Origin of the sequence: Streptomyces sp. NPDC021100 (assembly GCF_044333095.1) — a bacterium.
Taxonomy (GTDB): domain Bacteria; phylum Actinomycetota; class Actinomycetes; order Streptomycetales; family Streptomycetaceae; genus Streptomyces.
The window spans coordinates 549,504-559,963 of record NZ_JBIRQH010000002.1 but is presented as its reverse complement, the minus strand read 5'-3'; the positions used below and the strand labels follow the sequence as shown (position 1 = coordinate 559,963).

1 protein-coding gene is annotated in these 10,460 nt (G+C 76.6%); it reads left to right on the top strand.

Annotated features, from left to right (window positions below):
• Nucleotides 1-26 precede the first annotated feature (26 nt).
• Nucleotides 27-10,433, top strand: a complete 10,407-nt coding sequence (locus ACH4PU_RS06005) for an SDR family NAD(P)-dependent oxidoreductase (protein WP_398266664.1) — start codon at nt 27-29, stop codon at nt 10,431-10,433.
• Nucleotides 10,434-10,460 lie beyond the last annotated feature (27 nt).

Genomic DNA, 10,460 nt, shown 5'->3' with positions numbered 1-10,460 from the left:
CACGGAACAGACCTTCGGAGTGAGCTGTGACCGCATCCAGCGAAGAAGTCATCAAGGCATTGAGGGTTTCCCTCAAGGAGGCGGAACAGCTCCGGCAGCAGAACCGCAAGCTGACCGAGGCGCAGTCCGAGCCCATCGCCATCGTCGGCATGGCCTGCCGCCTGCCCGGTGACGTCCGGTCCCCCGAAGACCTGTGGCGGCTCGTCGCCACCGGCACCGACGCCATCACCCCGTTCCCCGAGGACCGTGGCTGGGACGTCGACGCCCTCTACGACCCGGACCCCGACACACCCGGCCGCACCTACGTCCGGGAGGGCGGCTTCGTCCACGACGCCGGCCGCTTCGACGCCGACTTCTTCGGCATCAGCCCGCGCGAGGCCACGGCCATGCACCCGCAGCAGCGGCTGCTGCTGGAGACCGCCTGGGAGGCGTTCGAGCGGGCCGGCATCGACCCGTCGTCCGTCCGCGGCACGCGCACCGGCGTGTTCGCCGGCGTGATGCAGATGGACTACGCGTCCCGGCTGCGCAAGGCCCCCGAGGACCTCGAGGGCTATCTGATGACCGGCGGGCAGGGCAGCGTCGTCTCCGGCCGCATCGCCTACACCCTCGGCCTCGAAGGCCCCGCCGTCACCGTCGACACCGCCTGCTCCTCCTCCCTGGTGGCCGCCCACCTCGCCTGCCAGTCCCTCCGGCGCCAGGAGTGCACCCTCGCCCTGGCCGGCGGCGTCACCGTCATGGCCGACACCCTCGGCTTCGTCGAGTTCAGCCGGCAGCGCGCGCTGTCCCCGGACGGCCGCTGCCGCTCGTTCGCCGCCGGAGCGGAAGGCACCGGCTGGGCCGAGGGCGCCGGCGTCCTGCTCCTGGAACGGCTCTCCGACGCCCGCCGCAACGGCCACCGGATCCTCGCCGTCCTGCGCGGCTCCGCCGTCAACCAGGACGGCGGCAGCAGCGGCTTCTCCGCCCCCAACGGCCCCGCCCAGCAGCGCGTCATCCGCGACGCCCTCGCCGGCGCCCGGCTGACCCCGGCCGACGTGGACGCCGTGGAGGCGCACGGCACGGGGACGAAGCTCGGCGACCCGATCGAGGCCCAGGCGCTGCTCGCCACCTACGGCAAGGGACGTGCGGCGGACCGGCCGCTGTGGCTCGGCTCGCTCAAGTCCAACCTCGGCCACACCCAGGCCGCCGCGGGCGTCGCCGGCGTCATCAAGATGGTGATGGCGCTGCGCAACGGCGTCCTCCCGCGCACCCTCCACGTCGACGCGCCCACCCCGCACGTCGACTGGGAGGCCGGCGGTGTCGCCCTGCTCACCGAAGAGCGGGCCTGGCCCGAGGCCGCCCGGCCGCGCCGGGCCGCCGTCTCCTCCTTCGGCATCAGCGGCACCAACGCCCACGTCATCCTCGAACAGGCGCCCGCCGACGGCACCGACGAGCCCACCGGCTCCGGCGCGGTGGCCGACGGCTCCGGCGTCCTGCCCTGGCTGCTCTCTGCCCGTACGCCCGAGGCCCTGCGCGAGCAGGCGGCCCGGCTGCGCACCGACGTCACCGGGCACGCCGAGTGGCCCGCCGGCGAGGTCGGCTGGTCGCTCGCCACCGGGCGCGCCGCCCTCGAACAGCGGGCCGTCGTCATCGGCGGCGACCGCGAGGAACTCCTCACCGGCCTCGCCGCCCTCACCACCGGCGACGCCGCCCCCACCCTGGTGACCGGGGCGACCGGCGGCGGCTCCCTCGGCCGGCCCGTCTTCGTCTTCCCCGGCCAGGGCTCGCAGTGGCTCGGCATGGCCGTCGAACTCCTCGGCTCCAGCGAGGTGTTCGCCGGGCGGATGGCCGACTGCGAGCGGGCGCTCGCACCGTTCGTGGACTGGTCCCTGGTGGACGTGCTGCGCGGCGCGGAAGGCGCCCCCGGGCTCGACCGGGTGGACGTCGTGCAGCCGGCGCTGTGGGCGGTGATGGTGTCGCTCGCCGAACTCTGGCGGTCCGTGGGCGTGGAACCCGCCGCCGTGGTGGGGCACTCGCAGGGCGAGATCGCGGCCGCGTGCGTGGCGGGCGGGCTCTCGCTGGAGGACGGCGCCCGGGTGGTGGCGCTGCGGTCGCGGGCGCTGCTGGAGATCGCCGGCGAGGGCGGGATGATGTCCGTCGCGCTGCCCGCCGCCGAGACGGAGGCGCTGATCGCGGCCTGGGACGGCCGCATATCCGTCGCCGCCCTCAACGGCCCCCGCTCCACGGTCGTCTGCGGGGACGCGGGCGCGCTGGACGAGCTCATGGCCCAGTGCGAGGCCGATGACGTCCGGGCGCGGCGGGTGCCGGTGGACTACGCGTCGCACTCGGCTCACGTCGAGCGCATCCGCGAGCGGATCCGGGAGGAACTGGCCGACATCCGGCCGTCTTCGGGGCCGGTGCCGTTCCACTCCACGCTCACCGGCGAGGTGTTCGACACGGCCGGGCTGGACGCGGACTACTGGTACCGCAACCTGCGCGGCACCGTCCGCTTCCAGTCGGTGGTCGAGGGGCTGCTGGCCGCAGGGCACCGGGCGTTCGTGGAGTGCAGCGCCCACCCCGTCCTCACCGTGGGGGTCGAGGAGACCGCGCAGGAGGCGGACGTCCCGGCGGTGGTCGTCGGCTCGCTGCGCCGCGACGAGGGCGACTGGCGGCGCTTCCTGACCTCCATGGCCGAGGCGTACACCCAGGGCCTCGCCGTCGACTGGCCCTCGCTCTTCTCGGGCGGCGCCCGCCGCCTCGTCGACCTGCCCACCTACGCCTTCCAGCACCGCCGTTACTGGCTGGAGGAGACCGCGCCGGAGCAGGCCGGGTCCGCCGACGGGCCGGAGGCCGGCTTCTGGAGCGCGGTCGAGGACGGGGACGCCGACGCCCTCGCCGCCGCCCTGCGGGTGGAGGACGACGCGCAGCGCACCTCCGTGGCCTCCCTCCTCCCCGTCCTGTCCTCCTGGCGGCGGCGGAGCCGCGAGCGCGACGCCGTGGACGGATGGCGCTACCGGATCGGCTGGAAGCCCGTCGGCGCCGTCGGCGCCGTGGGCGCCGGACCCGCCGGCACCTGGCTCGTGATCCTGCCCGAGGGGCTCGGGGACGACCCGTGGCCGGCGGCGGTCGTGGACGCCCTGACGGCCCGCGGCGTCTCCGTCGTCACCGTCTCGCCGCCCGCGGCGGACGCCGGCCGGCGGTCCCTCGCCGACTCCGTCCGCACCGCCCTGGCGGGCGCGGAACCGGCGGGCGTGCTGTCCTTCCTCGCCCTGGACACCCGGCCGTGGGCCGGCCGCCCCGACACGGGAACCGGCGTCTTCCTGACGCTCGGCCTGGTCCAGGCCCTGGGCGACGCGGGCGTGGCCGCGCCCCTGTGGTGCGCCACGCGCGGCGCGGTCGCCACCGGCCCGTCCGACCCGCCGGCCGATCCGGTCCAGGCCCAGGTCTGGGGCCTCGGCCGGGTCGTCGCGGTGGAGCACTCGGAGCGCTGGGGCGGCCTGCTGGACCTGCCGGGTGGCACGGACCCGGACGACCGGACGCTCGACCGGCTCTGCGCGGCGCTCGCGGCCACCGCCGGGCCCGGAGCCAGGACGGCGGCCCCGCTCGTCGGGACCGCCGGACTGGGTGTCGGGACCGCCGGAACGGTCGCAGGGGGCACCGGGCCGGGCGGCGCGGACGCCGGTTCCGTCACCGTGACCGCCGGACTCGGCGCGGCGACCGCCGGACCGGCCACCGGGACCACCGAAGGCACCGAAGACCAGCTCGCCGTCCGCCCCGCCGGGCTGTTCGCGCGGCGGATGCTCGCCGCGCCGCTGGGCGACGCCCGGCCGGCCCGGGACTGGAAGCCGCGCGGCACCGTCCTGGTGACCGGCGGCACCGGCGTCCTCGGCCGGCGGCTCGCCCAGTGGCTGGCCGCCTCCGGGGCCGAGCACCTCGTCCTCGTCAGCCGTCGCGGGGCCGACGCCCCGGGCGCACGCGAACTCCGGGACGAGATCGCGGAGTCGGGCGCCGAGGTCACCCTCGCCGCCTGCGACCTCGCCGACCGGGACGCCGTCGCCGCCCTGCTCGCCGGGCTCGCGGAGGACGGCCGCACCGTCCGTACCGTGCTGCACACGGCCGCCCACATCGAACTGGACCGCGTCGACACCACCACCTACGACGCCCTCGCCGACGCCGTCGGCGCCAAGATGGCCGGCGCCCGGCACCTGGCCGACCTCCTCGACCCGGCCGAGGTCGACGCCTTCGTCATGTTCTCGTCGATCGCCGGCGTCTGGGGCAGCGGCGAGCACGCCGCGTACGCCGCCGCCAACGCCGCCCTCGACGCGTTCGCCGAGCACGGCAGGGCCCGTGGCCTCCCGTTGACCACCGTGGCCTGGGGCGTCTGGGAGGACGCCGTGCGCACCTGGGAGGACCACGGCCTGGACGTGGCCGACCGGCGCCGCCGCGTCCGCGAACAGGGCCTGCCCCTGATGCGCACCGACCTCGCCCTCGCCGCCCTCCAGCAGGTCCTCGACCACCGCGACACCTTCGTCGCCGTCGCCGACATCGACTGGGACCGCTTCGTCCCCCTCTTCACCTCGGCCCGCCCCAGCGCCCTGCTGCGCGACCTACCGCAGGCCCGCCCGGCCAAGGACGACGGGAAGGCCCCCGCCGCGCCCGCCGGCGAGGGCGCCGAACTGCGCGACCGCCTCGCCGGGTTGTCGCCGGCCGACCGCCGGCGCGCCCTGCTCGACCTCGTCCGGACGCACGCCGTGGCCGTCCTCGGCCACTCCGCGCCCGACGCCATCGGCGCCGAACGCGCCTTCAAGGAGCTCGGGTTCGAGTCGCTGACGGCCGTCGGGCTGCGCAACCGGCTGGCCACCGCCACCGGACTGCGGCTCCCCGCCACCCTCGTCTTCGACTACCCGACCCCCCTCGCCCTCGCCGGCCACCTCGCCGGCCTGATCCTCGGCGACACCCCGGCCCCCGCCGCGCCCGCGGCCCCGGCCCCCGCCCTCCCGGCGGCCGACGACGACCCGATCGCGATCGTCGGCATGGCCTGCCGGTTCCCCGGCGGCGTCGAGACCCCCGAGGACCTCTGGCGGCTCGTCGCCACCGGCGGCGACGCCGTGTCCGGCTTCCCCACCGACCGCGGCTGGCGCCTCGACGACCTCTACGACCCCGACCCCGACCGGCTCGGCACCAGCTACGTCCGGGAGGGCGGCTTCGTCCACGGAGCCGACCGCTTCGACGCCGGCTTCTTCGGCATCAGCCCCCGCGAGGCCCTCGCCATGGACCCGCAGCAGCGGCTGCTGCTGGAGACCGCCTGGGAGGCGTTCGAGCGGGCCGGCATCGGCCGCGAGGCCCTGCGTTCCAGCGCCACCGGCTCGTTCATCGGCGCCATGACCAACGGCTACGGGCCGCGCCCCCAGGACGCGCCGCGCGAGATCGGCGACTACGTGGTGACGGGCAGCGTCACCAGCGTCGTCTCCGGCCGCCTCGCCTACGCGTTCGGCCTGGAGGGTCCGGCGGTCACCGTCGAGACGGCCTGCTCGTCGTCCCTCGTCGCCCTGCACCTCGCCTGCCAGGCCCTGCGCGCCGGCGACTGCTCGATGGCGCTCGCCGGCGGCAGCGTCGTCATGCCCACCCCGGACGCGTTCGTCGGCTTCAGCCGGCTCCGGGGACTGGCGCGGGACGGCCGCTGCAAGGCGTTCTCCGACGACGCCGACGGCTTCGGCCTCTCCGAGGGAGCCGGCGTCGTCCTGCTCGAACGCCTCTCCGAGGCGCGCCGCAACGGCCACCAGGTGCTCGCCGTCGTCCGCGGCTCCGCCGTCAACCAGGACGGCGCCTCCAACGGGCTCGCCGCCCCCAACGGCCCCTCCCAGCAGCGCGTCATCCGCGAGGCCCTGGCCAACGCCCGGGTGGCGGCGGCCGACGTCGACACGGTCGAGGCGCACGGGACGGGCACCAAGCTCGGCGACCCGATCGAGGCCCAGGCACTCCTCGCCACCTACGGCCAGGACCGGCCGGCCGACCGGCCGCTCTGGCTCGGCACGGTGAAGTCCAACATCGGCCACACCCAGGCCGCCGCCGGCGTCGCGGGCGTCATCAAGACCGTGCTGGCGCTGCGGAACGGCGTCCTCCCGCGGACCCTGCACGTCAGCCGGCTGTCCAGCCACATCGACTGGTCGGCGGGCGGCGTCGAGGTGCTGACCGAGCACCGCGCCTGGCCGGACACGCACGGCCGGCCGCGCCGCGCCGGCGTCTCGGCCTTCGGCATCAGCGGCACCAACGCCCACGTCATCCTGGAACAGGCACCCGAGGACGAGCCCGCCACCGTTCCCGAGGGCGGCACGGGTGTCCTGCCCTGGGTGGTCTCCGCCCGCTCCCCGCAGGCCCTGCGGGCGCAGGCCGCACGGCTCGCCGACGCCGTCGAGGACGCCGACCCGGGCCGGGTGGGGTGGACGCTGGCGTCGGGGCGGTCGGTGTTCGAGCACCGGGCGGTGGTCGTCGGGGACGGCCTCGGCGAACTGCGTGACGGCCTGCGGGCGTTGGTGGAAGGCGAGGTCGACGCCGGTGTGGTGAGCGGGGTGGCCTCGGGTGAGGCCGACGGTCCGGTGTTCGTGTTCCCGGGGCAGGGGTCGCAGTGGGCCGGTATGGGCGTCGAACTGCTCGACTCCTCCGATGAGTTCGCCGAGCGGATCGCCGAGTGCGAGCGGGCGCTGGAGCCGTACGTGGACTGGTCGCTGACCGATGTGCTGCGGCAGGTGCCGGGGGCTCCGGGGCTGGAGCGTGTCGATGTCGTGCAGCCGGTGTTGTGGGCGGTGATGGTGTCGCTGGCCGCGCTGTGGCGGTCCGCCGGGGTCGAGCCCGTCGCCGTGGTCGGGCATTCGCAGGGCGAGATCGCGGCCGCGTGTGTGGCGGGTGGTCTGTCGCTGGAGGACGGTGCTCGCGTCGTCGCGCTGCGGTCCCGGGCGTTGCTGGAGATCGCGGGGGAGGGGGGCATGGTGTCTGTCGCCCTTCCCGCCGCCGAGGCCGAGGCGCTGCTGGAGTCGTGGAGCGGGCGAATATCCGTCGCCGCCCTCAACGGCCCGCGTTCGACGGTGGTATCCGGCGAGGCCGGTGCGCTGGAGGAGCTGCTGGCGCACTGCGAGGCTCAGGAGATCCGGGCGCGACGGGTGCCGGTGGACTACGCCTCGCACTCCGTCCACGTCGAGCGCATCCGGGAGCGGATCCGCCAGGAGCTGGCGGGCATCAGCCCCCGCTCCGGGTCGGTGCCCTTCCATTCCACCCTCACCGGCGAGGTGCTCGACACGGCCGGGCTGGACGCGGACTACTGGTACCGCAACCTGCGCAGCACCGTCCGCTTCCAGTCGGTGATCGGTGATCTGCTGACCTCCGGGCAGCGGGCGTTCGTCGAGTGCAGCGCCCATCCCGTCCTCACCGTCGGCGTCGAGGAGACCGCGCAGGACGCCGACGTGCCGGCCGTGGTCGTCGGTTCCCTCCGCCGTGACGAGGGCGACCGGCGGCGCTTCCTGACCTCCCTGGCCGAGGCGTACACCCAGGGCGTGGCCGTCGACTGGACCACCGTCTTCCCGGCCGGCGCCCGCCACCGCGTCGACCTGCCCACCTACGCCTTCCAGCGCGAGCGGTTCTGGGTGGACGCCCCACGTCCCGCCGGGGACGTCGGGCAGGCCGGGCTGGCCGACGCCGGACACCCGCTGCTGGGCGCGGCCGTGGCCCTGGCCGGGGGCGAAGGGCTGCTGTTCACCGGGCGGTTGTCGACGGAGAGCCACCCGTGGCTCGCCGACCACGCCGTCTGGGGCACGGCCCTGCTGCCCGGCACCGGGCTGGTCGAACTCGCCGCTTACGCGGGCGACCAGGCCGGCTGCGGCACCCTGGAGGAACTGACGCTCCAGGCGCCGCTCGTCCTGCCCGGCACCGGCGCGGTCGACGTACAGGTACGGCTCGGCGCGCCCGACGCGGACGGGCGGCGGCCGGTCGGCATTCACTCCCGACCCGCCGGGTCCGCGCGGGAGTTCACCGACGACGGCTGGGTCTGCCACGCCACCGGCACGCTCGCCGCCGCCCCCGCGGCGGAGCCGGCCGTCCCGCCCGCCGGCGCCTGGCCGCCCGCCGCGGCCGTCCCCGTGGACCTCGACGGGCTCTACGAGCGCCTGGCGGACGACGGCTTCGGGTACGGCCCGGCCTTCCAGGGACTGCGCGCGGCGTGGCGGACCGAGGACGCGTTCCTCGCCGAGGTCCGGCTGGCCCCCGAACAGCAGGCGGACGCCGCCCGGTTCGGCGTCCACCCGGCGCTGCTCGACGCCGCCCTCCACACCACCCTCCTGGACGGTGTGGACCAGGTGCGGCTGCCGTTCGCCTGGACGGGCGTCGAGGTGCACGCCACCGGCGCGACGGCGCTGCGCGTCCGGCTCGCCCGGACCGGCCCGGACACGGTGTCGCTGACCACGACCGACACCACCGGCCGGCCGGTGGCCTCCGTCGCGTCGCTCGCCGTCCGGCCCGTCCGGCCCGAGCAGCTGCGGAACGCGGCGGCGGGCGTAGGAGACGCGCTGTTCCGCCTCGACTGGACCGAGCGGACCGAACAGGGTGGGGGACAGGGCGGCACCTGGGCCGTGCTGGGCTCCTCGCCCGAGGCCGACGCCCTCGCGGCGGCCCTGACGGACGCGGGCTCCTCCGTCACCGTCCACGCCGACGTCGCGTCCCTGCTCGCTGAAGCGGCTCCGGCTCCGGACGTCCTGCTGCTCCCCTGGACGGAAGCGGACGCCGGGCCCGCCCCCGCCGCGACCCACACCGCCGTCCACCGCGCCCTGGCCGTCCTCCAGGACTGCCTCGCCGCCCCCACCCTGGAGAACTCCCGCGTGGTGTGGGTCACGCGCGGCGCGGTGAGCGTCGTCGACGGCGAGGACGTCACCGACCTGCCGGCCGCCGCCGTGCACGGCGCGCTGCGGTCCGCGCGGGTGGAGCACCCGGGCCGGTTCGCCGCCGTGGACCTCGACGGGGACGCCGCGTCCGTCCGCGCCCTGCCCGCGGTGCCGTTCGCCGACGAGCCGTGGACGGCCGTGCGGGCCGGCCGGGTGCTCGTCCCCCGGCTGTCCCGTGCGGGAGGACCCGGCGGCGCGGAGACCGTCGTACCCGGGGACGGGACCGTGCTGATCACCGGCGGCACCGGCACGCTGGGCGGCCTGCTGGCCCGGCACCTGGTGACCGTCCACGGCGTACGGAACCTGCTGCTGGCCGGCCGGCGCGGACCGGACGCGCCGGGCACCGCCGAACTGGTCGACGAACTCACCGCCTTGGGCGCCCGGGTGACGGCCGTGGCCTGCGACGTCGCCGACCGGGACGCGCTGGCGCGGGTCGTGGCCGCGGCCGAACCGCCGCTGACCGGCGTCGTCCACGCGGCCGGCGTCCTGGACGACGGCGTCGTCACCGCCCTGACCCCGGACCGGATGAGCGCGGCCCTGCGGCCGAAGGCCGACGCGGCCTGGCACCTGCACGAGCTGACGCGGGAGGCGGGGCTGTCGATGTTCGTCCTGTTCTCCGGCGCCGGCAGCACCCTCGGTAACGGCGGGCAGGCCAACTACGGTGCCGCCAACGCCTTCCTGGACGGCCTGGCCGCCCACCGGCGGGCGCTCGGCCTGCCGGCCGTGTCGATGGCGTGGGGCCACTGGGCCGACACCAGCGCCATGACCGGCGCGCTGGACGACGCCGACCGGGCCAGGATGCGGCGCTCAGGCGTCCTGCCGCTGTCCGCCGCCGAGGGGCTCGCCCTATTCGACGCGGCCCTCGGGCAGGACCGGGCGTTCGTCCTCCCGGCCCGGCTCGACCTCGCCGCCCTTCGGGCCGGGACCGGCACCCCGCCGCCGCTGCTGCGGACGCTGGCGGCGCCGGCCGGGCGCCGGGCGGTGGCCGCCGAACCGGACGCCTCCTCGGGCGACGCCGGGTTCGCCGCCCGGCTGGCGGCGCTGCCGCCCGCCGAGCGCGGGAGCGTGCTGCTCGACCTGGTCCGCGCCCATGTGGCGACCGTCCTCGGCTACGGCTCGCCGGACGAGGTCGACACCGGCCGGGGCTTCCTCGAAGCGGGCTTCGACTCGCTGCGCGCCGTCGAACTGCGCAACCGGCTCGCCGCGGTCACCGGACTGCGGCTGCCGGCCACGCTCACCTTCGACCACCCCAGCCCGGACGCGCTCGCCCGGCACCTGCGGTCCCGGCTGGTGACGGACGAACAGGCGGCGCCCGCAGCCGGGTTCGCGGAACTCGACGGCCTGGAGGCAGCCGTCCGGGCCCTGCCGGCCGGCGACCCCGGCCGCGCCGGGATCGCGGCCCGGCTGCGCGACCTGCTGACCGAGCTGAAGAACGACGCGGAGCCCGCCGCCGGGGACGACGACGCGGTGACCGCGGCGACCCTCGACGAGCTCCTCGACATCGTCGACGACGAACTGCGCAGGTCCTGACCGCCGGGCGGGGCCACCCGCCCGGCA